This window comes from Pseudomonas neuropathica (assembly GCF_015461835.1).
Classification (GTDB): Bacteria; Pseudomonadota; Gammaproteobacteria; order Pseudomonadales; family Pseudomonadaceae; genus Aquipseudomonas; species Aquipseudomonas neuropathica.
The window spans coordinates 94,475-117,608 of the sequence record NZ_JACOPX010000002.1; the positions used below are offsets into that span (position 1 = coordinate 94,475).

General features: G+C 59.2%; 23 protein-coding genes. 9 read left to right on the forward strand and 14 right to left on the reverse strand.

Translation table 11 applies throughout. The features are described from left to right. Window positions 1-69: 69 nt before the first annotated feature. The 8 genes from pdxJ to lptF form a co-directional block, all read right to left on the reverse strand. Window positions 70-813, reverse strand: coding sequence for a pyridoxine 5'-phosphate synthase (gene pdxJ / locus H8F23_RS02490; RefSeq protein WP_016986101.1), 744 nt, complete (start codon window positions 811-813; stop codon window positions 70-72). Window positions 814-859: 46 nt separating this feature from the next. Beyond that, the gene (recO, locus tag H8F23_RS02495; RefSeq protein WP_102900606.1) at window positions 860-1,549 is read right to left on the reverse strand and encodes a DNA repair protein RecO; all 690 of its coding nucleotides are present in this window, start codon (window positions 1,547-1,549) and stop codon (window positions 860-862) included. Between the two features lie 168 nt (window positions 1,550-1,717). Continuing rightward, window positions 1,718-2,620 (reverse strand): GTPase Era, encoded by a 903-nt coding sequence (gene era / locus H8F23_RS02500; RefSeq protein ID WP_016771562.1) that lies wholly within the window; start codon window positions 2,618-2,620, stop codon window positions 1,718-1,720. Further along, the gene (gene rnc / locus H8F23_RS02505) at window positions 2,613-3,302 is read right to left on the reverse strand and encodes a ribonuclease III (protein ID WP_093436904.1); all 690 of its coding nucleotides are present in this window, start codon (window positions 3,300-3,302) and stop codon (window positions 2,613-2,615) included. The genes era and rnc overlap by 8 nt, the downstream gene beginning before the upstream one ends. Window positions 3,303-3,471: 169 nt before the next feature. Continuing rightward, a complete protein-coding gene (gene lepB, locus H8F23_RS02510; protein WP_093436909.1) occupies window positions 3,472-4,326 on the reverse strand; it encodes a signal peptidase I in 855 nt (284 codons plus the stop codon). Window positions 4,327-4,331: 5 nt separating this feature from the next. Beyond that, window positions 4,332-6,131: a translation elongation factor 4 gene (gene lepA / locus H8F23_RS02515; RefSeq protein ID WP_008083639.1), complete on the reverse strand. Its 1,800-nt coding sequence runs from the start codon at window positions 6,129-6,131 to the stop codon at window positions 4,332-4,334. Between the two features lie 173 nt (window positions 6,132-6,304). Next, on the reverse strand, window positions 6,305-7,366 hold the full coding sequence (gene lptG, locus H8F23_RS02520; protein ID WP_194933306.1) for an LPS export ABC transporter permease LptG: 1,062 nt from the start codon (window positions 7,364-7,366) through the stop codon (window positions 6,305-6,307). Continuing rightward, window positions 7,359-8,480, reverse strand: a complete 1,122-nt coding sequence (gene lptF / locus H8F23_RS02525) for an LPS export ABC transporter permease LptF (protein WP_194933307.1) — start codon at window positions 8,478-8,480, stop codon at window positions 7,359-7,361. The genes lptG and lptF overlap by 8 nt, the downstream gene beginning before the upstream one ends. A 576-nt stretch (window positions 8,481-9,056) precedes the next feature. Here lptF and H8F23_RS02530 point away from each other — a divergent pair. From H8F23_RS02530 to rlmF, 5 genes are all read left to right on the forward strand, one after another. Then, a complete protein-coding gene (locus H8F23_RS02530) occupies window positions 9,057-10,547 on the forward strand; it encodes a leucyl aminopeptidase (protein ID WP_194933308.1) in 1,491 nt (496 codons plus the stop codon). A gap of 57 nt (window positions 10,548-10,604) precedes the next feature. Continuing rightward, a complete protein-coding gene (locus H8F23_RS02535; RefSeq protein ID WP_007909049.1) occupies window positions 10,605-11,033 on the forward strand; it encodes a DNA polymerase III subunit chi in 429 nt (142 codons plus the stop codon). Window positions 11,034-11,041: 8 nt separating this feature from the next. Beyond that, window positions 11,042-11,434, forward strand: coding sequence for a DNA polymerase III subunit chi (locus tag H8F23_RS02540; RefSeq protein ID WP_194933309.1), 393 nt, complete (start codon window positions 11,042-11,044; stop codon window positions 11,432-11,434). A gap of 194 nt (window positions 11,435-11,628) precedes the next feature. Continuing rightward, a complete protein-coding gene (locus H8F23_RS02545) occupies window positions 11,629-14,475 on the forward strand; it encodes a valine--tRNA ligase (protein ID WP_194933312.1) in 2,847 nt (948 codons plus the stop codon). Between the two features lie 224 nt (window positions 14,476-14,699). Beyond that, window positions 14,700-15,719 (forward strand): 23S rRNA (adenine(1618)-N(6))-methyltransferase RlmF, encoded by a 1,020-nt coding sequence (gene rlmF, locus H8F23_RS02550; RefSeq protein WP_007909052.1) that lies wholly within the window; start codon window positions 14,700-14,702, stop codon window positions 15,717-15,719. Between the two features lie 195 nt (window positions 15,720-15,914). On the opposite strand, the gene H8F23_RS02555 is transcribed toward rlmF, so the two are convergent. Continuing rightward, window positions 15,915-16,196: an HU family DNA-binding protein gene (locus H8F23_RS02555; protein ID WP_003221909.1), complete on the reverse strand. Its 282-nt coding sequence runs from the start codon at window positions 16,194-16,196 to the stop codon at window positions 15,915-15,917. A 486-nt stretch (window positions 16,197-16,682) separates the two neighbouring features. Between H8F23_RS02555 and yejK the strand changes: the two genes are divergently transcribed. Together yejK and H8F23_RS02565 are read left to right on the forward strand one after the other, a co-directional pair. Continuing rightward, window positions 16,683-17,687, forward strand: a complete 1,005-nt coding sequence (gene yejK / locus H8F23_RS02560; RefSeq protein WP_095050956.1) for a nucleoid-associated protein YejK — start codon at window positions 16,683-16,685, stop codon at window positions 17,685-17,687. Further along, a complete protein-coding gene (locus H8F23_RS02565; protein WP_093436950.1) occupies window positions 17,687-18,037 on the forward strand; it encodes a glutaredoxin family protein in 351 nt (116 codons plus the stop codon). Before yejK ends, H8F23_RS02565 begins: the two co-directional genes overlap by 1 nt. 116 nt (window positions 18,038-18,153) lie before the next feature. Here the strand turns inward: H8F23_RS02565 and H8F23_RS02570 are convergent, their stop codons facing one another. The 5 genes from H8F23_RS02570 to H8F23_RS02590 all read right to left on the reverse strand — a co-directional run bounded on the left by H8F23_RS02570 (window position 18,154) and on the right by H8F23_RS02590 (window position 22,145). Beyond that, the gene (locus tag H8F23_RS02570; RefSeq protein ID WP_194933313.1) at window positions 18,154-19,089 is read right to left on the reverse strand and encodes a glutathione S-transferase family protein; all 936 of its coding nucleotides are present in this window, start codon (window positions 19,087-19,089) and stop codon (window positions 18,154-18,156) included. An 84-nt stretch (window positions 19,090-19,173) separates the two neighbouring features. Next, window positions 19,174-19,476, reverse strand: coding sequence for a GIY-YIG nuclease family protein (locus H8F23_RS02575; RefSeq protein ID WP_008083651.1), 303 nt, complete (start codon window positions 19,474-19,476; stop codon window positions 19,174-19,176). Between the two features lie 40 nt (window positions 19,477-19,516). Then, window positions 19,517-19,987, reverse strand: coding sequence for a nuclear transport factor 2 family protein (locus H8F23_RS02580; protein WP_194933314.1), 471 nt, complete (start codon window positions 19,985-19,987; stop codon window positions 19,517-19,519). 204 nt (window positions 19,988-20,191) lie between these two features. Then, window positions 20,192-21,496, reverse strand: a complete 1,305-nt coding sequence (locus tag H8F23_RS02585; RefSeq protein ID WP_194933316.1) for a CynX/NimT family MFS transporter — start codon at window positions 21,494-21,496, stop codon at window positions 20,192-20,194. Next, window positions 21,486-22,145, reverse strand: coding sequence for a FadR/GntR family transcriptional regulator (locus H8F23_RS02590; RefSeq protein ID WP_150650168.1), 660 nt, complete (start codon window positions 22,143-22,145; stop codon window positions 21,486-21,488). The genes H8F23_RS02585 and H8F23_RS02590 overlap by 11 nt, the downstream gene beginning before the upstream one ends. 166 nt (window positions 22,146-22,311) lie before the next feature. Here H8F23_RS02590 and H8F23_RS02595 point away from each other — a divergent pair, with 166 nt between their 5' ends. After that, window positions 22,312-22,623 carry a type II toxin-antitoxin system MqsR family toxin gene (locus tag H8F23_RS02595; protein WP_064393289.1) on the forward strand — a complete coding sequence of 104 codons (312 nt, stop codon included), beginning with the start codon at window positions 22,312-22,314 and terminating at the stop codon, window positions 22,621-22,623. Further along, window positions 22,620-23,108 carry a type II toxin-antitoxin system MqsA family antitoxin gene (locus H8F23_RS02600; protein WP_064393290.1) on the forward strand — a complete coding sequence of 163 codons (489 nt, stop codon included), beginning with the start codon at window positions 22,620-22,622 and terminating at the stop codon, window positions 23,106-23,108. Before H8F23_RS02595 ends, H8F23_RS02600 begins: the two co-directional genes overlap by 4 nt. Window positions 23,109-23,134 lie beyond the last annotated feature (26 nt).

Here is a 23,134-nt window from a genome sequence, read left to right on the forward strand (position 1 = left end):
TCAATTAATTTTGTCTGACACACCGATATCGCGAGCAGGCTCACTCCTACAAGGGTTTTGAGTTGAAGCTTAAGGCTTGGCAGCAGCCAGGATCAGCGCTTTCATTTCGGACACCGCGGACTTGAAGCCCACGAACAACGCATGCGCCACCAGCGCGTGGCCGATGTTCAGTTCGTTGATGCCTTTGATGGCCGCTACGGCTTCAACGTTGTGATAGTGCAAACCGTGACCCGCGTTAACGATCAGGCCTTGGGCCAGACCAAACGCCACGCCATCGGCGACACGCTTGAGTTCTTCTGCCACTTCGGTCGGGGTTTCGGCATCGGCATAACGTCCGGTGTGCAACTCGATGGCCGGCGCACCAACACGCTTCGACGCTGCGATCTGGCGCTCATCTGCATCGATGAACAGCGACACTTCGCTGCCGATCTTCGACAGGCGCTCAACCGCTGCCTTGATGCGCTCTTCCTGCCCCGCCACATCCAGGCCACCTTCAGTGGTCAGCTCCTGACGGGTTTCCGGCACCAGGCAGATGTGCGCCGGACGAATGCGTTCGGCGAACGCCATCATTTCTTCGGTGACGCCCATTTCGAAGTTCATGCGGGTTTGCAGCACATCCTTGAGCAGCAAGACATCGCGCTCCTGGATATGCCGACGGTCTTCACGCAGGTGCACGGTGATGCCATCGGCGCCCGCCTCTTCCGCGTCCAGTGCCGCTTTGACCGGATCCGGGTAGCGCGTGCCACGAGCCTGACGCAGGGTGGCGACGTGGTCGATGTTCACGCCAAGAAGAATGCGATTGCTGGTGGTCACGGATGCGCTCCTGAAGGGAAAGATTCGGCGCACAGCATACACGGGGCTAGGGCTTGCGAAACAGCTCGCGACTGACGAGAGGGCGACCGCCCAGGTGAACAGCCAGTGCCTGACGCATCAAGCGCTTGGCGGCGGAGAGCGCGCCGGGGGCGGTCCAGTCGGCTTCGGCCATGGCCAGTAATTCGACGCCGTTGAACAGGCCGGGTTGCAGCAGGAAGACCCGCTCAAGACCGGCATCCACTTGCAGACGATAAAGACCATCCGGCGCAACAGGTTCGCCATGGACATCGGTATTCAACGAAAAGCCGTAACCGAGATCGTCCAGCAGCCGCCATTCGAAGGAGCGCAGCAACGGCTCCAGCGGACGACCTTCGGCCAATGCCAGCAAGGTCGCGGCGTAGTGATCGAAGACACCCGGGTGCGGGTCTTCGGCAGGCAGCAGGCGAATCAGCAATTCATTCAGATAGAGACCGCTGAACAGCGCTTCACCGTTGAGCCACGCCGAGGTGCCAGAGCTCTCCATGCGCCCGACATTTTTCAACTCACCCTTACCGCGGAACTCCACTTCGAGCGACACGAACGGCCTGGCCAATGTCCCGGCCTTGCCCCGCGCACTGCGCAACACCGCCCGCAGCCGACCTTGCGGCGTGAGGAAGTCCACCAACGCACTGGTTTCGCGGTAGGCGCGAGAATGCAGGACGTAGGCGGGTTGGGCGGGAGGCGGTGTTGAGGACATGGAGCTCTCATTGATAAAAACGCGGTTCTATATTCACCCCAAAACCAATGTGGGAGCGAGCTTGCTCGCGAATGCTGGGTGACAGTCAACAAATATGTCGGCTGGCACTACGCCTTCGCGAGCAAGCTCGCTCCCACAGGTTTCTTCGGTGTTGCGACAACCGCGTTTTTACAGGTCGCCGTAACCCAGCGAACGCAGCGCACGCTCGTCATCGGACCAGCCGCCCTTCACCTTGACCCACAGGTTGAGCATGATCTTGGAGTCGAACAGCAGCTCCATATCCTTGCGCGCTTCGGTGCCGATGCGTTTGATACGCTCGCCCTTGTCGCCAATGATGATCTTCTTCTGGCCGTCGCGCTCAACGAGGATCAAAGCATGAATGTGCAGGGTCTTGCCCTGCTGCTTGAACTCTTCGATTTCGACGGTGATCTGGTACGGCAGCTCGGCGCCCATCTGGCGCATGATTTTCTCGCGCACCAGTTCGGCGGCAAGGAACCGGCTGCTGCGGTCGGTGATCTGGTCTTCCGGGAAGAAGTGATCGTTCTCCGGCAGATGGTCTGCGATGACCTTTTCCAGCGCTTCAAGGTTGTGTCCGTGCTGCGCGGAAATAGGAATGATCTGCGCGTTCGGCAGTTGTTCCTGCAGCCAGCTCAGGTGCGGCATCAGCTCGGCTTTGTCTTCGATGCGGTCAGTCTTGTTCAGCGCGACGATCAGCGGGCCGGTCACGTACTGCACGCGCTCCAGGACCATCTGGTCTTCGTCGGTCCACTTGGTGCGGTCAACGACGAAGATCACCACGTCGACGTCTTTCAACGCTGCCGAAGCGGTTTTGTTCATGTAACGGTTCAGGGCCTTTTCGCCACCCTTGTGCATGCCGGGGGTGTCGACGTAGATCGCCTGTACGTCACCTTCGGTTTTGATCCCGAGCATATTGTGGCGAGTGGTCTGCGGCTTGCGCGAAGTGATCGCAAGCTTCTGGCCAAGGATGTGGTTCAGCAACGTGGACTTGCCAACGTTGGGACGGCCGACGATGGCAACATAGCCACAGCGAGTTGCGTTTGTATCAGTCATTGCCATTCTCCACGCCCAGGGCAATCAGTGCTGCGGCGGCCGCTACCTGTTCGGCAATACGACGGCTCACACCCTGACCTCGGCTTTTTTCATTCAGTAAGACAACTTCGCACTCGACGAAGAAGGTTCGGCAGTGCGGCTCGCCCTGGATATCCACCACTTCGTAGCGTGGCAGTTCACAACCGCGCGATTGCAGGTGTTCCTGCAGGCGGGTCTTCGGATCCTTGTTGGTGTCGACCAGCGTCAGACCTTCGAACTCGCCAGCCAGCCAGGCCAGCACGCGCTCACGCGCCATGTCCATGCCGGCGTCGAGGTAGATCGCGCCGATCAGGGCTTCGAGGGCATCGGCCAGAATCGATTCGCGACGGAAACCGCCGCTTTTCAACTCACCGGAGCCCAGTCGCAGGTAATCGCCAAGGTCGAAACCGCGAGCCAGTACGGCCAGCGTCTCACCTTTTACCAGGCGTGCGCGCAAACGCGACAACTGGCCTTCGCGGGCCAGCGGGAAGCGATCGAACAGTGCCTCGCCGGCGACAAAATTGAGGATGGCATCGCCGAGGAATTCCAGGCGCTCGTTGTTGCGCCCGGCAAAACTTCGGTGCGTCAGGGCCAGCAGCATCAGCTCCTGATCCTTGAAGGTGTAACCGAGCTGGCGCTCGAGACGGCTTAGAGAAACGCTCACGGTTTACCCACGCTGAGTTCGTGGCTGAATTCCACTGCCATCGCCGGGATGCGGCGCAGGCCTGGGACAATTAACGCTGTGTTCAAAAATTAAATCCTGGCGATTGCGAAGCCGATTGTGCCGGCTCCAGAAATGCATTCGGCGCTGTGGTCAACAGCGCCGTGTGTAATTACTTGATCAGGCCAACCCGCGAAAAATTCGGCAGGTGACTGAGTTTTGATTCCGGCCAGCTCATCCAGACCGCGAAGGCCTTGCCGACGATATTCTGGTCTGGAACCATGCCCAGCAGATCCTTGGGAATGTTCGGATCATCCCAGTAGCGACTGTCGTTCGAGTTGTCGCGGTTGTCGCCCATCATGAAGTAGTGCCCGGCCGGCACGGTCCAGGTATGGTCCGGCGTGGCGCGGTAACGGCTCATTTCCTTGCGGATCAGGTGTTCGGCAGCGCCGAGCTTTTCTTTGTAGAACTCGGCGCTGCCGAGCATGCCTGGCTCCGGGCCGACCAACTGTTCGGCCACCGACTCGCCGTTGATGAACAGACGCTTGTCGGCGGTGTAACGCACCGTATCGCCCGGCAGGCCGACTACACGCTTGATGTAATTGACGTTCGGATCACTTGGATAGCGGAACACCATCACATCACCGCGCTGCGGATCACCCACTTCGATGATTTTCTTGTCGATCACCGGCAGACGGATCCCGTAAGAAAACTTGTTCACCAGAATGAAGTCGCCGACGTCCAGGGTGGGTTTCATCGAGCCCGAAGGGATCTGAAACGGTTCCACGAGGAACGAGCGCAGCACCAGCACGATGAACAACACCGGAAAAAACGACTTGCCGTATTCGACCAGCAGCGGCTCTTTGTTCAGTTTTTCAACGACCACTACATCGGGCTGGCTGACACTGCCTTGATAGGAGGCAATGGCAGCACGCCGACGCGGCGCCAGGATCAACAGATCAAGCAACGCCAACAGGCCGCAGACGAACACGGCGATGACCAGCAACAGCGGGAAATTTAGTGACATAGGACCTAACTATCCAACCTGAGCACTGCGAGGAAGGCTTCTTGTGGAATTTCCACATTGCCGACCTGCTTCATGCGTTTCTTACCGGCCTTTTGCTTCTCGAGCAGTTTCTTCTTACGGCTGACGTCACCGCCGTAGCATTTGGCCAATACGTTCTTTCTGAGCGCCTTGACGGTTGTCCGGGCAACGATCTGACCACCGATGGCGGCCTGAATGGCTACGTCGAACATCTGACGAGGAATCAGTTCTTTCATCTTCTCGGTCAACTGGCGACCTTTGTAGTGCGAGTTGTCACGGTGCACGATCAACGCCAGGGCATCGACCTTGTCGCCGTTGATCAGCACGTCCAGTTTCACCAGATTAGCCGATTGGTAACGATCGAAATGGTAATCCAGCGAAGCATAGCCGCGGCTGGTGGATTTGAGACGGTCGAAGAAGTCCAGGACCACTTCGTTCATCGGCAGGTCGTAGGTGACCTGCACCTGATTGCCGAGGAACAGCATGTCGACTTGAACGCCACGCTTCTCGATGCACAGGGTGATGACGTTGCCCAAGTGTTCCTGCGGCACCAGAATGTTGGCCCGCACGATCGGCTCACGCATGTCTTCGATCGACGACACATCCGGTAGCTTGGATGGGTTGTCGACGTAAATCGTTTCACCGGTTTTCAGCACCAGCTCGAAAATTACCGTTGGCGCAGTGGTGATCAGGTCCAGGTCGTACTCGCGCTCGAGGCGCTCCTGGATGATTTCCATGTGCAACATGCCAAGGAAGCCGCAACGGAAGCCGAAGCCCAGTGCGTCGGAGCTTTCCGGGGTGTACTGCAACGACGAGTCGTTGAGGGTCAGCTTCTGCAGCGCTTCGCGGAAGTCCTCGAAGTCGTCGGAACTGACCGGGAACAGACCGGCGTAAACCTGTGGCTGAATGCGTTTGAAGCCGGGCAGCACTTCAACGTCCGGGGTCGAGGCCAGGGTCAGGGTGTCACCGACCGGTGCACCGTGAATGTCCTTGATGCTGGCGATGATGAAGCCCACTTCGCCGGCTTTCAAATCAGTGGTGGCGGTGTGTTTCGGGTTGAACACACCCACGCTGTCGACCAGATGGATCTTGCCGGTGGACTTGACGAGGATCTTGTCGCCCTTCTTCACGCGGCCATGACGTACACGTACCAGGGAAACAACGCCCAGGTAGTTGTCGAACCACGAGTCGATGATCAACGCTTGCAGCGGATCTTCAATGTTGCCGGTCGGCGCAGGAATGGTATGCACCAGGCGCTCGAGCACTTCGTCGACACCCAGGCCGGTTTTGGCACTGCAGGTGACGGCGTCGGTGGCATCAATGCCGATGATTTTCTCGATTTCGTCTTTTACGCGATCAGGATCAGCCTGCGGCAGGTCGATCTTGTTCAGCACCGGCATGACTTCAAGGCCCTGCTCGATCGCGGTGTAGCAGTTGGCCACGGACTGGGCTTCAACGCCTTGACCGGCATCGACCACCAACAGTGCACCTTCACACGCTGCCAGGGAACGGCTGACTTCGTAGGTGAAGTCGACGTGACCCGGGGTGTCGATGAAGTTCAGCTGGTACTTGATGCCGTCTTTGGCGGTGTAATAAAGGGTGACGCTGTGGGCCTTGATGGTGATCCCGCGTTCACGTTCCAGGTCCATGGAGTCCAGCACCTGGGCTTCCATTTCACGCTCGGCCAGGCCGCCGCACATCTGGATGAAGCGATCGGCCAGCGTCGACTTGCCATGGTCAATGTGGGCGATGATGGAGAAATTGCGGATATGACTCAAATCACTCACGGATCAACACTCAAAAAGGCTGCAGGCATGGCCCGCCGAAAAATAGCCGGGAATTGTACCTGATACACGGCGCAAGCGTCACGTTCGCCTGTCACCCGGATTGCATGCAAAAACGCCCCGATCTGTCGACCGAGGCGTTTTCGAGGTTTAAAACACAGGTCAATCGCCTGTCATCAACCGGCTCTTCGCAGCAGCCAGACACCCGCCAGCGCACAGACCCCGGCCGGCACCAGCACCGCAAACAGCGGCGAGAAACCGAACACCAGGCTCGACGGGCCGAGTAAATCCTGGACGATACGGAAGGTGAAGCCCACCAGCACGCCGGTAAACACCCGCTGACCGAGGGTTACCGAGCGCAGCGGACCGAAAATGAAGGAGATCGCCATAAGCACCAGTGCTGCGGTCACCAGCGGCTGCAACACCTTGACCCAAAATGCCAGCCAGTAGCGGCCGTTGCTCAGGCCCTGCTCGGACAGATAGTGGATGTAGCCCCACAAACCACTGATCGACAGCGATTCCGGTGCCATGATCACAGTGCTGAGCAATTGCGGGCTCAACGCCACGTCCCATTGCTCGCTCGGGGTATTGACGACTTCAGTGCTGCGTTCATGGAACAGCGTGGTGGCAACGTCGGTGAGCTGCCACTTATTGCCGTCGAACTCGGCCTTCTTGGCGAAACTCGAACTCAGCAGGTGACGCTCTTTGTCGAAGTGATAACGGGTCACGCCATACAGCAGGCCGTTGGGTTGCACGGCGTTGATGTGGATGAACTCTTCACCTTGACGGTGCCACATACCGTGCTTGGCGCTTTGCGCGTCGCCGCTGCCTTGCGCCAGCGAGCGATTGGCCTGGGCCATGCTTTCGGTCGCCGGCGCGACATATTCGCCGATCAGCACACCGGCCAGCATCAGCACCAGCATTGGCTTCATGACAGCCCAGACAATACGGCCGATGGACACGCCAGCGGCGCGCATGACGGTCAGCTCACTGCTACTGGCCAGACTGCCGAGCCCGATCAGGCAACCGATCAACGCCGCCATCGGCAGCATTTCGTAGAGACGGCGTGGCGCGGTCAGCAACACGAAGCTGAGGACATCGACAAGGGTGTAGGTGTCGCTGACGTCGCCCATCTCATCGATGAAGGCAAACAAGGTTGCCAGACCGAGAATGATTGCCAGCACGGCGATGATCGCCATGAACACGCTGCTGCCGATATAGCGGTCGAGTTTAACCACGGGCCACCTCCAGCGCGGCAGCGCGACGGCTGGCCATCTTCAGACGCAGCGGCTCCCAATAAAGCAAACCGAGACCGATGAACAGGAAGATCGCATGTACCCACCACAGGCCCAGGGCTGGCGGGATCTTGCCTTTTTCAAGGGCGCCGCGGGCGGCAATCAGAATGGTCAGGTAAGCCATATAAAGAAGAATCGCCGGCAGCAGCTTGAGGAAACGCCCTTGGCGCGGATTGACGCGCGACAGCGGCACCGCCATCAGGGTCACGATAAACACCAGTAGCGGCAGGGACACACGCCATTGCAGTTCGGTTTTCGAGCGGATGTCATCGCTGCCCAACAGAGACGAGGTCGGCATGGCGTCACGGTCGGTGACTTCTTCGCTGACGTCTGGCTTGGGCAGCAGCACACCGTAGGTTTCGTAATGAATAGCGCGGTAATCGGCCTGACCCGGGCTGCCGTCGTAGCGGTAGCCGTTATCGAGGATCAGGTAGCGGTTGCCGTCGGGACGCACTTCCTGGCGACCGCTTTCGGCCACCAGCACGGAAATCCCGCGATCCTTTTGATCGGCACCGAGGTTCTTCTGCGAAATGAATACGCTGCCCAGATTGACGCGATCGTCGCTCAAGGTCTCGGTATAGGTGACCCGAGTGCCATCACGCAGGGCCTGAAAGCGACCCGGCTCGAGGGTGTCGAATTCGGTCAGGGCGTCTTGCTTGTTCAGCAGCAACTGGAATTGATTGGCGCCTTGCGGGGCGAGGCCCAGGCTCAGCCATGCCACCACCAGTGCCACCAGCGTCGCCGGGAACAGCGTCATGCGAAACAGCTTCTGCTGACTCATGCCAGTGGCCGACAGCACGGTCATCTCGCTTTCCAGATACAGGCGACCGTAGGCCAGCAGGATCCCGAGGAACAGACCCAGCGGCAGAATCAGCTGCATGAAACCCGGCAGGCGATAGCCCATGATCAGGAACAACGAGCCCGGATCGAGCTGGCCGGCAGCGGCCTGAGCCAGATATTTGATGAAGCGACCGCTCATGATGATGACCAGCAGCACAGCACTCACGGCGCTGAGGGTCAACAGGACTTCGCGGGACAGATAACGGAAGACGATCAAACCAGACACTCCAGGGTTGTCAGGCTAAGGCGGCCAAACAAGCAAACACATCGACCGGCCCGCAACGCAGAGCCGTCGAAAAAAGATGCGGCATTATCCTGTGATTGAGGGCGCCTGTCACTGCGCACACTCATCCATGTCTGTAATCCTTTGCAGATCGTACAACCTAGGGGGCGTTCTCAATTAGTTTTCACACCGCGCCGGGTCTGCTGTTGTGCAGGGCAAGGCGCGAGAAGCGTGGTTTGGTCATTCCAAATAAGCTTCGAGCAACGCAGCCCTGCACAACAGCAGGCCCGGCCCTTCGGGTTGTGCCTTAAAGCCGGCCAGTCTGCGTTGCAAGCCTTGGAAAGGGAACAACCATTCCCAGCGGCCTGCGCCTTGCCTGGCTGGCTTTAAGGCTACAACGCGGTGTGAAAACTAATTGAGAACACCCCCTAGGGTTGTCAGGCGCGGGGAGCGAGGTTCAAACTGCGGCCCTTGTCGCAGGCTTTGGCCTGCGCCTCTTCTCTCTATAAGCAGGCGACTGCGAACAGCGTCGAACGCCTGCGTGTTGACCATTCATTCAGGGATCCGGACATGGAACTGGTTGTAAAAAGCGTTAGCCCAGAAACGTTGAAAACCGCCACCCTGGTGGTTGCCGTCGGCGAAGGCCGCAAACTCGGTGTCGCCGCCAAACAAGTCGACGAACTGAGCGGTGGCGCGCTCAGCGCCGTCCTCAAGCGTGGCGATCTGGCTGGTAAAGTCGGTCAAAGCCTGCTGCTGCACAGCCTGCCGAACCTGAAAGCCGAGCGCGTGCTGCTGGTCGGCGTGGGCAAGGATGAGGAACTGGGCGACCGTCCATTCCGTAAAATCGTGGCCGGCATCCTCAACACCCTGAAGGGTCTGGGCGGCAGCGACGCCGTGCTGGCGCTGGATGAAGTTATTGTCAAAAACCGCGACAGCTACGGCAAAACCCGTCTGCTGGCAGAAACCCTGGTCGATGGCGAATACACCTTCGACCAGTTCAAGAGCCAGAAAGCCGAACCGCGCGCCCTGAAGAAAATCACCCTGCTGACCATCAAGGCTGCTCAGGCCGAAGTGCAGCGCGCGGTGAATCACGCGACCGCGATTGCCAATGGCATGGCCTTCACCCGCGATCTGGGCAACCTGCCGCCGAACATCTGCCACCCGACCTTCCTCGGCGAACAAGCCAAGAATCTGGGCAAAGAGTTCAAGGATCTGAAAGTCGAAGTCCTCGACGAGAAGAAGATCAAATCCCTGGGCATGGGCTCGTTCTACGCCGTCGGCCAAGGCAGCGAGCAACCGCCGCGCCTGATCGTCATGCAATACAACGGCGGCAAGAAATCCGAGAAGCCGTACGCGCTGGTTGGTAAAGGCATCACCTTCGACACTGGCGGCATCAGCCTGAAACCGGGTGCCGGCATGGACGAAATGAAGTACGACATGGGCGGCGCAGCCTCCGTGTTCGGTACCCTGCGTGCCGTGCTTGAGCTGAAACTGCCAATCAACCTGGTGTGCATCCTCGCCTGCGCGGAAAACATGCCGAGCGGCAACGCGACCCGTCCGGGCGACATCGTCACCACCATGAGCGGCCAGACCGTGGAAATCCTCAACACCGACGCCGAAGGCCGTCTGGTGCTGTGCGACGCGCTGACCTACTCCGAGCGTTTCAAGCCGCAAGCGGTGATCGACATCGCCACTCTGACCGGCGCTTGCGTCGTGGCACTGGGCGCACACACCTCGGGCCTGCTGGGCAACAACGACGAACTGATCAGCCAACTGTTGAGCGCTGGCCAGACTGCCGACGACCGCGCCTGGCAATTGCCGCTGTTCGACGAATACCAGGAGCAACTGGACAGCCCGTTCGCCGACATCGCCAACATCGGCGGGCCGAAAGCCGGCACCATCACTGCCGCTTGTTTCCTGTCGCGCTTCACCAAGAACCTCAACTGGGCGCACCTGGACATCGCGGGCACCGCATGGACAAGCGGCGGCAAGGACAAGGGCGCCACCGGCCGTCCGGTGCCTCTGCTGACCCAGTACCTGCTGGATCGCGCCAAAGCCTGAACCCGCTGACGGGCGGCGTTACCTTCGGGTGACGCCGCTTGCTGCTCTGGAACCGCAATGACCAAAGTCGACTTCTATATCCTGCCCAGCGCTGACCCTTCGGCGCGCCTGGACTTTGCCTGCAAGCTCACCGAGAAAGCCTGGCGCATGGGCCATCGCATCTACCTGCATTGCAGCGATGCCGCTCAGCGCGACGATCTCGATGCGCGCTTGTGGGCATTCAAGGGCGAAACGTTCGTGCCGCATGGCCCGGCTGACAGCGAACCGGACGGTTTGATTGTGTTGGGATTGGGTGATGACTGCGGTCAGCACCAGGATTTGCTGGTCAACCTCGACCTGAAAGTCCCGGCCTTCGCCAGCAAATTCGCCCGTGTGGCGGAGGTGGTGGTGGAAGATCCGACAATTCGGGCGGCCGCGCGGGAGAGTTTCCGTTTCTACCGCGAACAGGGCTATCCTCTGCAAGACCACCGTTTACAGCGACTCTGAGCATTCCAATGGACACTCCGAAACCGCAACAAAAGTCCGCACACCTGTTGGATGATCTTGAATCGATCCGCCAGTTGCTCGGCGATGACAACCTGCAACCACCGCTGTTGACCGACACGGTCGACGATGGCGAACAGGAACAGATTCCGATGTTGTTTGATTCGGTCGGCAACGAGCCGGCTGCTGTCGAACCACCACCCGCGCCAGCCCCGACACCCGCCGCCCCGACTGCGACCGCTGCCAAAGGCCCGGACGCCCTGCTCCACCTGGACAGCGAACTGCGCGCCGCCGCGCAATTGATCATGCAAGACGTGATCGATGACTTCGCACCGCACATCGAAACCGAAATCAAGCGCCGGCTCGATGCACGCATGGAACGACTGCTCAGCCAATACGAATAACGTACCCCGTGTAGGAGCTGCCGCAGGCTGCGATCTTTTGACCTTTGTTTTTTAAAGACAAGATCAAAAGATCGCAGCCTTCGGCAGCTCCTACATTTAGATCTCCATCCGGCCCGCCCCGCTCGCCCTCGGCCCCATGCCCCGCTATACTCGTCGGCTTTTCCTGAATTAATGCCAATAGGGTCCCGCCGCGCATGGATAAGACCTACCAGCCGCACGCCATTGAAACTTCCTGGTACAACACCTGGGAGTCCGAGAACTACTTCGCCCCGCAAGGCGCGGGCGACTCCTACACCATCATGATCCCGCCGCCGAACGTCACCGGCAGCCTGCACATGGGTCACGGTTTCAACAACGCGATCATGGACGCCCTGATCCGTTTCCGCCGCATGCAGGGTCGCAATACCCTGTGGCAGCCGGGCACCGACCACGCCGGTATCGCCACGCAGATGCTGGTGGAGCGTCAACTGGAAGCCACCGGCCAGAATCGTCACGATCTGGGCCGCGAGAAGTTCCTCGAGAAAGTCTGGGAGTGGAAGGATCAGTCCGGCGGCAACATCAGCCGTCAGATCCGCCGCCTCGGCTCGTCCGTCGACTGGAGCCGCGAGCGCTTCACCATGGACGACGGCCTCTCGGAAGCGGTCAAAGAAGCGTTCGTGCGCCTGCACGAAGACGGTCTGATCTATCGCGGCAAGCGTCTGGTCAACTGGGACACCAAACTGCACACGGCGATTTCCGACCTCGAAGTGGAAAACCACGACGAGAAAGGTTTCCTGTGGAACCTGAAGTACCCGCTGGCTGACGGCGTGAAAACCGCTGAAGGCAACGATTTCCTGATCGTCGCGACCACCCGTCCGGAAACCATGCTCGGCGACTCCGCCGTTGCGGTGAACCCGAACGATGAGCGCTACCAGGCCCTGATCGGCAAGTTTGTCGAGCTGCCACTGGTTGGCCGCCGCATCCCGATCATCGCCGACGATTACTGCGATCCTGAATTCGGCACCGGCTGCGTGAAAATCACCCCGGCCCACGATTTCAACGACTACGAAGTCGGCAAGCGCCACAACCTGCCGCTGCTGAACATCTTCGACAAGAACGCTAACGTGCTGCCAGCCGCCCAGGTGTTCAACCTCGACGGTACGCTGAACGACAGCATCGATGGCGCGATTCCGGCTGAGTACGCCGGCCTTGAGCGTTTCGAAGCGCGCAAGCAAATCGTGGCTGCGTTCGACGCCGCCGGCCTGCTGGTCAGCGTCAACGACCACGGCCTGAAAGTGCCGAAAGGCGACCGCTCCGGCACCATCATCGAGCCGTGGCTGACTGACCAGTGGTACGTGTCGACCAAACCGCTGGCCGAGCCTGCGATTGCTGCCGTTGAAGATGGCCGCATCCAGTTCGTGCCGAAGCAGTACGAAAACATGTACTTCTCGTGGATGCGCGACATCCAGGACTGGTGCATCAGCCGTCAGCTGTGGTGGGGCCACCGGATTCCGGCCTGGTACGACGAGTCGGGCAAGGTCTACGTTGGTCGCGACGAAGCCGAAGTGCGCGCCAAGCACAACCTCGGCCCGGACGTGGCGCTGCAACAGGACAACGACGTACTCGACACCTGGTTCAGTTCCGGCCTGTGGACGTTCTCCACTCTGGGTTGGCCTGAGCAGACCGAATTCCTGAAGAAATTCCACTCCACCGACGTGCTGGTGACGGGCTTCGACATCATTTTCTTCTGGGTTGCCCGGATGATCATGCTGACCATGCACCTGATCAAGAACGAGGACGGCACGCCGCAGGTTCCGTTCAAGACCGTTTACGTGCACGGTCTGGTGCGCGATGGCCAGGGCCAGAAGATGTCCAAGTCCAAGGGCAACGTTCTGGATCCGCTGGACATCATCGACGGTATCGAGCTGGAAGAACTGGTGCAGAAACGCACCTCCGGCCTGATGCAGCCGAAACTGGCGAAGAAGATCGAGAAGCAGACCCGCGACGAATTCGCCGACGGCATCGCCAGCTACGGCACCGACGCCCTGCGCTTCACCTTCTGCTCGCTGGCCTCGACCGGTCGCGACATCAAGTTCGACATGGGCCGCGTCGAAGGCTATCGCAACTTCTGCAACAAGATCTGGAACGCCGCGCGTTATGTTCTGGACAAGGGCGAAGACTGCGGCCAGAACGGCGAAGCCTACGAGCTGTCGCTGGCGGATCGCTGGATCATCTCGCAACTGCAACGCACTGAAGCCGAAGTGACCCGTCAGCTGGATCAATTCCGTTTCGACCTGGCAGCACAAGCGCTGTACGAGTTCATCTGGAACCAGTACTGCGATTGGTACCTGGAGCTGTCCAAGCCTGTGCTGTGGGACGAGAACGCACCGGTTGAACGTCAGCGCGGCACTCGCCGTACGCTGGTTCGCGTACTGGAAGTGGCACTGCGCCTGGCGCATCCGTTCATGCCGTTCATCACTGAAGAAATCTGGCAGCGCATCGCGCCGCTGGCTGGTATTCAGGGCAAGACGATCATGCTGCAAGCGTGGCCAGTGGCCAACGAAGAGCGCATCGATCCGGCTGCCGAAGACGACATCGAATGGCTCAAGGAACTGATGCTCGGCACGCGTAACATCCGTGGCGAAATGAACATTGGCCCGGGCAAGCCACTGCCGATCTACCTGAAGAACGTCAGCGCTGAAGACCAGCGCCGTCTGACCGAGAACGAAGCGCTGCTGAAGAAACTGGCGCGTCTGGAATCGATCACCGTTCTGCAGGCCGGCGAAGAAGCGCCGCTGTCCGCCACCGCACTGGTTGGCGAGATGGAAGTGCTGGTACCAATGGCCGGCCTGATCGACAAGGGCGCTGAACTGGCGCGTCTGGACAAGGAAATCCTGCGTTTGCAGGGCGAAGTCCAGCGCGTCGGCGGCAAATTGTCCAACGCCGGTTTCGTCGACAAGGCCCCGGCCGAAGTCATCGAGAAGGAACGCGCCAAACTGGCCGAGGCTGAACAAGCCTTGGGCAAACTGGCCGAGCAGCACGCGCGGATTGCCAGCCTGTAAGGGCAAATCGCAATGAAGAAGGGAGGCCCAGGTGGCCTCCTTTTTTCATTCCCGCCACTTCCCCCCTGTAGGAGCTGCCGCAGGCTGCGATCTTTTGATCTGGCTTTTAAAAACCAAGATCAAAAGATCGCAGCCTGCGGCAGCTCCTACATGGGATCGGCGCATAGCTCGTCAATGTGGGACAATACCCGCCACTTTCAGCCATACCCGAATCGACCACGCCCATGAACGCCCCCCGCACACCCAAACCTGCGCGCAAGAAGCCTGATTCCGCGACCCCGGCCAAGACCGTCGAGCCGCGTGAAAAGGCCAGCCTGCACCCGCGCAATCGCCATCAGGGTCGTTACGACTTCCCGGCGCTGATCAAAACCACGCCGGAACTGGCGAAGTTCGTGATCACCAACCCGTACGGCAAGGAAAGCATCGACTTCGCCAGCCCCGATGCGGTGCGCGTTTTCAACCGGGCGCTGCTCAAGTCGTTTTATGGCATCCAGCATTGGGACATTCCGGCAGACTACCTCTGCCCGCCTGTACCGGGCCGTGCCGATTACGTGCACTTCCTCGCGGATTTGCTGGCGAGCATGAACGACGGCAAGGTCCCGCGCGGCGCGATCGTCAACGTGCTGGACATCGGCATGGGCGCCAACTGCGTGTATCCGCTGATCGGTAACAGCGAATACCGCTGGCACTTCCTCGGTTCGGAGATCGATCCGACCGCCGTGGCCGCAGCCAAAGCCATCGTCCAGTCCAACGACCTGAGCAAGGTTATCCAGCTGCGCCAGCAGGAAAACCGCAAGCACATCCTGATTGGCTTGCTGGAGCCGGGCGAGCGCTTTGACCTGACCATGTGCAACCCGCCGTTCCACGCCTCGATGGACGAGGCGACCAAGGGCAGCGAGCGCAAATGGCGCGCACTGGGCAAGGCTGACCCGAAACGCAAACTGCCGGTACTGAACTTCGGTGGCCAGTCGGCGGAGCTGTGGTGTGAAGGTGGCGAGGCGCGTTTCGTGACGCAACTGATCGCCGAGAGTGCCAACTTCCAGCATAAAGTGCTGTGGTTCAGCACGCTGGTGTCGAAAGCGTCGAACCTGCCGGCCATCGAAACCGCGCTGAAAAAGGCCGGCGTACTGGAAAGCCAGGTCGTGGAAATGTCTCAGGGCCAGAAGCAGAGCCGCTTTGTGGCCTGGACCTTCCAGACCAAGTCCGAGCAGCAGATCTGGCGCCGCGAGCGCTGGGTTCGCTGATAGCTGCGCAGAGGCCCCTGTAGGAGCTGCGGCACGCTGCGATCTTTTGATCTTGATCCCGAAGAACAAGATCAAAAGATCGCAGCCTCGTTTCACTCGACAGCTCCTACAGGCGGTGTCATTCCTCGCCAAATCGCAGGCACAAAAAAACCGTGCCCGGATCACTCCGGTGCACGGTTTTTTTATCGCTGCGTCTTACTTGTTCACAGCGTCGGTCAGGCCTTTGGCCACAACCAGCTTGATCACTTTCTTAGCAGGGATTTCGATGGCAGCGCCAGTCGAAGGGTTACGGCCAGTGCGGGCAGGACGCTCGGTCACTTTCAGCTTGCCGATACCTGGCAAGGTGATTTCGCCGCCGTTTTCCAGCTGATCGGCAACGATTTGGCCCAGTTGGTCCAGAGCGTTACGCGCGGTGGTTTTCGGCGCGTCGATAGCTTCAGCGATGTCGGCGATCAGTTGGTCTTTAGTAAGAGCCATGTAGTGTTCCTTCCCTATCAAATTCATATGGATTGCAGAGTGCAGTGTCAGCCATCGAGCCCGATCTTCTGGATCTGGCACCCTCGGCGATAACCACGACGAGTCGGGTTATAGATGCCGAAATCAGGGTTTGGTTCGACCTGACAAATGCTGATTGCACGCTTAACGCAGTGACTTCGCGTAAGACCGGGCAAAACTAGCACAGAGACGGGGAAATATCCGCCTCTAGCTACCCATTTGGTCAGCTTTATTGCGCTAAATCGGTAAAAAACTGCATATGCGTCAGTGCGCGCCCCGGTTTTGCCCTACAACCCCCTGTAGGAGCTGCCGAAGGCTGCGATCTTTTGATCTGGCTTTTCAAGAAAACAAGATCAAAAGATCGCAGCCTTCGGCAGCTCCTACGGAGAGTCTCGACCGGAGATTCGGGTACACTTAGCGCTTTTTCGGGGGAGCCTGCCCTCCTCCCTTCCAACAGCCGAGAAGCCCATGCCGATCCGTCATTGCATCGTCCACCTGATCGACAAAAAACCCGACGGCACGCCCGCAGTTCTGCACGCCCGCGACACGGAACTGGCCGAGTCTGCAGCCATCGAGAACATGCTCGCCGACCTCAACGAGAGCTATAACGCCAAACAGGGCAAAGCCTGGGGCCTGTTCCATCCGGAGTCCGGCGCGTTCCCGTTCAGCGGCTGGCTGAAGGAATACATGGAAGGCAGCAAGGACTTCACCGCGTTCAGCAAAGTCGCGGTCGAGCACCTGCAGAAGCTGATGGAAGAGTCGAACCTGTCGGTCGGCGGTCACGTGTTGTTCGCCCACTATCAGCAAGGCATGACCGATTACCTGGCCATCGCCCTGCTCCACCACAGCGAAGGCGTGGCGGTGACCGATGAGCTGGACGTGACCCCTTCGCGCCACCTCGACCTCGGCCAGTTACACCTGGCGGCGCGGATCAACGTGTCCGAGTGGCAGAACAACAAGCAGTCCAAGCAGTACATCTCGTTCATCAAAGGCAAGAACGGCAAAAAGGTCTCCGAGTACTTCCGCGACTTCATCGGTTGCCAGGAAGGCGTCGACGGCCCGGGCGAGACCCGCACGCTGCTCAAGGCTTTCAGTGACTTCGTCGAAAGCGAAGACCTGCCGGAAGACTCCGCCCGCGAGAAGACCAAGACCCTGGTCGATTACGCCAGCAGTCAGGCCAAACTCGGCGAACCGATGGGCCTGGAAGAGCTCTCGGAGCTGATCGACGAAGAGCGTCCGAAAGCCTTCTATGATCACATTCGCAACAAGGACTACGGCCTGTCGCCGGAGATTCCTGCGGATAAACGCACTCTCAACCAGTTCCGCCGTTTCACCGGCCGCGCCGAAGGCCTGTCGATCAGCTTTGAAGCACACCTGCTGGGTTCGAAGATCGAGTACGACGAAGAGGCTGGCACCTTGGTGATCAAGGGCCTGCCAACGTCGCTCACCGATCAGTTGAAGCGGCGTAACTGATGCTCGGCAATGTGCTGAAGAAGGTCGCTCTGGTTCTGCTGGTGGTCGTGGTCTATCAGAACTGGGGCAAGATCGAGCGGCTGTTCAACCCGTCGCAGATGGTCTCGGAGCAGACACGGGCGCAGGCCAATGTCGTGCTCTACGCCACTGACTGGTGCGGCTACTGCAAGCAGACCAAACGCTTTCTCGACAGCAAAGGGATTGCGTTCAAGGAGTTCGATATCGAGAAGGATGCCGAGGCGCGCAAGGCGTATGAGGCATTGGGTGGACGCGGGATTCCGTTGATCGATGTGAATGGCACGTTGATTCGCGGTTTTGACCCGGACGAAATCCTCGCCGCCCTGAAATGACCTGTAGGAGTGAGCCTGCTCGCGATAGCGGTGTGTCAGTCGATAAATCCGCCGATTGACACACCGCTATCGCGAGCAGGCTCACTCCTACAAAGTTTTGCATCAGACTTGAGAGATCAGCGTGCTTCGATACGGAAACCGAATCGCGGGAAGTGCACATGCACCACACCGCCACGTTCGTCTTCACGACGAATGATCAACTCTTCGCGACCGGCAAACAGCAGCTCACCGACCACCGGATCAACCCCGTAATCCGTCGCCGAGACTGCCACCTGCTGGCCAGCCTTGAAGCCGTTCGGATCAACAAACTGCTCATCCGGCAATGCCGCCGGTGTCGCGTTGCGTGCAACCTCAAGCGCCTCCTCGGAGGTCATCGCACTCGCCGCGCCATGACCAAAGCCCAGTACTCGACTCAGCCACGCCGAAACCGCCGGATACTCATCCACCAGCGGCGCCGTCACATGCGTCGCCTTGAGGAACCACAGCGGATGCGCCAATGCGAAGTCAGCAATCGACGGCTCGCCAAAAAGGAAGTCGCCTTGCTCGCGCTGCAACTGCTGCTCCAGCCGCGCCATGATCGTCGGCCATTGATGCTTGGCCTGTTCGGCGGACAGACGTGTGGCACTGCCGCCCGAGAACAAACCGGCGCGGTCGGCAATAAACGCTTTGATCGCCTCCGGCGGCAACTTGGCAAAACGCACGGCCACAGATTCCGGCTGGAACACCAGACTCACCGCATGCTGGAACACTACCGAGTCAGCCCACGTGGCGAAACTGGCGGTGGTGAACTCCTGACCTTCGGGGAAGAACGCTGGCAAAGCCTTTTCTTGCTCGAGACGACGAGCGATCAACGACGTGTCGCAGTAGATGTCAGCGCCAATCTGCAACACCGGGGTCTTGCGATAGCCACCGGTCAGGGCGGTCAGATCCGGTTTCGGCATCACCGGCGAAATATGCACCGAGCGCCACGACAAGCCTTTGAAGCCCAGCAGCAGACGGGCCTTCTCGGCAAATGGAGAGGTCGGGTAATGGTGGAGAATCAACTCGGACATGCTCGGCTCCGCCGCTCAGATAGTGAGCCAGCAGCTTAGCGTGCATTTGCTTAGCAGCCTACAGATCTGCCTGATGGGAACCAATCAGTCAGATTGATAAGACGCAACCAGACATTCCTTGGCGCTCTTCCTGAGTTTTTTGATCAAACGTTCCTGGCGCAGCGCATCGCTCTTGTCGCGGCACAGTTCGGTATAAACCAGCGCCATCGCCGGGCTGGAGAGGAAGAACCGCGCGCCCTTGCCGCTTTGATGCTTGGCGAAACGGCGCACCGGGTCGTCGCTGATTCCGCAGTACAACGAGCCATTGGCGGCGCGAACGAGGTAGACGAACCAGGACTTGCTCACCGGTTCGGCCACATCGACAGATTTTTCGCTAAGGCTGGTCACTTCGGGATCTGAACGTGTAGGAAAACAGGCGGCGATCTTATCAGCGACCGGACTGAAATGCCTTCAGTCCCTTCAACGCCTGAGCGCGTACGGCGTTGCGCACCAGTGGTGTCCAGCCCAGCAGCAGGCCTTTGAAACCGAGGGCCTGACGCGACCAGCGCCACAGGTCGAAGTGATCGTGGTGCTCGCAGATCTTGCCGTCACGGAAGACGAAGCGGGCCTGGATATCGTTGATGACGATGTTACCGGTCTGGCTGAACAGATAAGTCGCGACCCAATGTGCGCCACCGCTGCGCTCATCGACGCGGACGTTGTCGAAGGTCAGCGAGAAGTCTTTGGCCCGAGTGGTGAGCATGCGCCACATGTCGCCGGCATCGCGTCCGCGCAGTTCGCCGAAGGCCGGATCACTGAACACGACGTCGTCGGTGTAGCAGGCGGCCATGGCTTCGGCATCGAGGCGCTGGAAGGCCTGGTAGAAGCGGGTGATCAACGCGGCGTGGGCTTCGCTCATGGGCAAACTCCAAAATAGGTACAGAGTGCCAGCACCATAATCTGCAATGCGCAGAAACACTATCGGCATTCGTAAACCGAATACCCGCTGTACACAAAACCCATGTAGGAGTGAGCCTGCTCGCGATAGCGGTGTGTCAGTCAGCGCAACGTTGACTGGTATAAAGCTGTCGCGAGCAGGCTCACTCCTACAGTTTGAACCGCGTCAGATTTTTTCGCTTTGCACTTGCACGTACAACGCACGCCCGGCGCCGAGGCCGGCGATGATCGCACCGGTGCCAATGATGCCGAAGATCCAGCCCACGGCATTCCAGCCGCCGGTCCAGTCATGCACCACGCCGACCGCAAACGGTCCCATCGACGCCAACGTGTAACCGAAACCCTGAGACATGCTCGACAGATTCGCCGCAACATGCGAATCACGCGAACGCAGTACGATCAACGTCAACGCCAGACTGAACGTACCGCCCTGCCCCAGCCCCAACAGAATCGCCCAGCCCCACAGGCCTTCGATCGGCGCGTACAGGCAACCGAACAGCCCGCCAAGAGTCAGCGCCATGACCACGACGATCGCCAGACGCTGATCCTTGCCGCGCGTCGCCAGCCACGGTGCGGCTAACGAACTGGCGAGCTGGATGATCACCGAACCGGACAACACCAGACCGGCCTGGGTCGGCGTCAGGCCGCGACCAATCAGGATCGACGGCAACCAGCCGAACACAATGTAGGCCAGCGACGATTGCAGGCCCATGTACAAGGTCACCTGCCAGGCCAGCGGATCACGTAATAACCCGCGAACGCGATAGGCGACGTTGTGCGCGCCATGTTTCTGCCCGACTTGCGGCAGCCAGAACACCGCCGCAACCAGCGCCGGAATCACCCAGAAACCCAGGCCCATCGCCCAGCTACCACCGAAGTGCTCACTGAGCGGCACGCTGGAACCGGCCGCCATCGCTGCGCCCAGGCACAGCGCCATGGTGTAGACGCCGGTCATGGTGCCGGCGTGTTTGGCGAAGTCGCGCTTGACGATCCCCGGCAGCAGAACACCGATGATGCCAATGCTCGCGCCGCCCAATACGCTGCCGGCGAACAAGCCGATCTCGCCAAAGTTGCTGCGCAAAATGATCCCGCCAGCCAGTGTCAGCAAAATCCCCAGCACCACCCGCTCAGCGCCAAAACGCCGCGCCAGAATCGGCGCCAGTGGCGCAAACAAACCGAGGCAAAGCACCGGCAACGTGGTCAGCAAACCGGCCTGAGCCGCCGACAAGCCGAGGTTTTTGGAAACGTCGCTGAGCAACGGCGCCATGCTCGACAGCGCCGGGCGCAAATTCAGCGCCACCAGAATCAAACCCAGCAGCAACAGCCACGGCCGGCGCACCAGCGGATGGCTTTGTTGCACTTGTTCGTCGTCAGCCTCGGCGTCGATCAGCAGCTCTTCAAGTTCTGCCGTGCGTTTGGGGGTTGTGGATATCTCACTGCGGGACATGGATTTCTCGGTTTCAAGGTTCATTGATCAACTGCCTCGACAAAGCTTTGGCCCGTTCCGGGTCGCGTTGCTCGACCGCATCGAGTAACTCGATATGCAAGTCGAACACTTCCTGACGGCGCGGGACGATGTTCAGGGTCTGGCGCAATTGCGCGCCGACGATGCTGGAGAAATAGCGATACAGCTCGCTGAGGGTCGGGTTGTGCGCGGCGTCGACCAGACGACGGTGGAACACCAGATCGCAAGCAATGTAGGTGTCGAGGTCGCCGTGGTAGTGGCTGCCGCTGGTGCCGAGCGCTTCACGCAATGCGACGAGATCCTCGTCGGTACGGCGTAGCGCTGCCAAGCCGATGGCCTCGACTTCGAGGATGTGCCGGGTTTCCCGTGCCTGATCGAGCGAGCAGCGCGACAGCGCTTTCAACGTGTCGAGCGGATCGACCACGGCGCGCAAATAACTGCCATCGCCCTGGCGAATCTCGATCAGTCCGGAAAACGCCAGCACGCGCATGGCTTCGCGCACGGTGTTGCGGCTAATGCCCAGTTCGGCGCACAGCTCGGGTTCGGTCGGCAATCGCTCGCCGACTTGCCAGGCACCGCTGTTGATGCGCTGACGGAGTTGATCCAAGGCCTGATCGACCAGGGATCGTTTGATGAGTGGAGAAATGTCTGACATAGGATTTTCCCTTTCATCCAATCATAGGATGAATTTTCTGACATGTTAGTCAGACCCGTGTAGGACGGCAACCACCTAGGGTCAATCGGAGACACATGAAGCGGTATTTTCGATTGGTCAAAATTACCCTTTAAGGGTAATTTCAGGGACAGGGTTTTGGTTTCTTATGGAAAAGAACACACCCCATTATGAGCTGGCGGTGATCAAGGCTGAGGTGAGGCGGTTAGGTCAAAAAGCTTTCACCAAAGCTTCGGTCAAATCAGCGGAGAAGCTCGGCTTCAATCTCAGCGAAATGCTAGAGATCGTTTTCGAGCTAAAAACCAGGATGTTGTACAAATCGATGACTACTTATGACGATCATCGAATCTGGCAAGACGTGTATCACATCAATTCACGAGATCAGGAGATTTACATCAAGGTGACCTACCGCCCCGGCGGCAGCCCACCGGTAATCTCCTTCAAGGAGAAGAACCCATGAAAACCCAGCAATGTGTCAGCTGCGGTGCACGTGAGGGAATGAGGCATTTTCAGGGTCGCGGAGAAACCCTGAGTGTCAAAGGCATGGAGCGCCGTGTAGACGATCTATCTGGTTGGGAGTGCCAGAAGTGCGGTGAAGTGGAATGGGATTTCGACACCGATAGTGCTGAGCGTTATTGTGATGCCGGTGACGAGCTGGTTCTCGCTGGCAGACAAATGATCGGCGCCGAGATGAAACGTATTCGACGCAAATTGCACCTGACGCAGAAAGAGACGGTGCAACTGCTCTCTGGTGGCGGGCATAACGCATTCTCTCGCTACGAACGCGGCGAGTTACTTCCACCCAAAGCATTGGTGCTGCTGATGCGTCTATTGGATCGTCATCCCTACATGCTCGTCGATATCCAGACCTTGGCTGAAGGCGCAGACCTGCGAGGTTTCACGCACACCGTACACAAGGAACACGAAACCCTCAGCGTTTCCTGACTCCAAAAAACAAACCCGGCACAAGG